The 1,061-nt window shown below is 44.4% G+C and carries 1 pseudogene; it reads left to right on the forward strand.

Annotated features, from left to right (window positions below):
- Positions 1-104: 104 nt before the first annotated feature.
- Positions 105-1,061: pseudogene (locus EDC14_RS26475) on the forward strand (MarR family transcriptional regulator); the annotation flags it as partial.

Below are 1,061 nucleotides of genomic sequence, written 5' to 3' on the forward strand. Positions count from 1 at the left end.
AAATGTCCTCATTACTTGAAAGGTATACCAAACAAATTAGCGGAATTTTATCATGTTTCGACCGAATTACGATTACTGGTACATTGCCAGGAGTCTGCTATGGGTTGGGAATGGCCACATTTATCATGTCGAAGGGATACCGGATTTTTGACTACCCTCATTTTGTGGAACCTCTTCGTGATGAACTCCGGGCGAACGCTGAACAATTGGCCAACAGAAACAATCTATCCATCGAATTTATTCGTTCCGCGAATAACTTCCGCAAAGAAGACCGTCTTCGAGCCATCCTCAAAGAAAGGGGAGAACATCCGGGTCTAGTTCACATTTTCTCCGCCATGGAAACGTGCGGTTCCTTTGCACCTCATTATGACAAGCTAACTCAACATACCGAACTTCGCTATAAGGAAGCCAAATGTTTGCACTATTATTTTTACTTCATTGACGAGGAATTTGGTCTCTGTTACTTACGTGTTCCCACTTGGGCTCCTTTTCGATTATTATTCTACTGTAATGGTCATAATTGGCTCGCAGGTCAATTAAAGAAACAAGGGATTGGTTTCACTCAGATGGATAATACCTTTAAACGGATTGACGACTGGTCGAAAGCTCAAACCATGGCCGATGCCTTTCCCATTCCATCCTTACACCGAGCGCTCGACCGTTTCGCCCAAGAATATTGTCCGGTACTCCGCCATTTTTCCAATGTTTACCATTGGAGCCTATATCAAACCGAATACGCTACGGATATTGTCTTTAAAACCCAGAACGATTTAGGCCCAGTCTATGAGAATCTGTCACGTACCGCAATTCATACGGTGAAACCGGATCATATCGCTACTTTCCTTGGCCGAAAGCTTGATGGACGTTTTAAGGATGAAATCGGCAATCAGTTTCAAACCCGGATTCAGGGAACTTGCATTCACCATCACATGGGACCCGCCTCCATTAAGCTTTACGATAAATTCGGCTTGATCCTGCGGATTGAAACCACGGTCAATGACCTTACTTTCTTTCGTAACCACCGGACGGTGGAACATCGCGACGGAACTTCCGAAGTTAAG

The sequence above is a fragment of the Hydrogenispora ethanolica genome (assembly GCF_004340685.1).
Lineage (GTDB): Bacteria > Bacillota > UBA4882 > UBA8346 > UBA8346 > Hydrogenispora > Hydrogenispora ethanolica.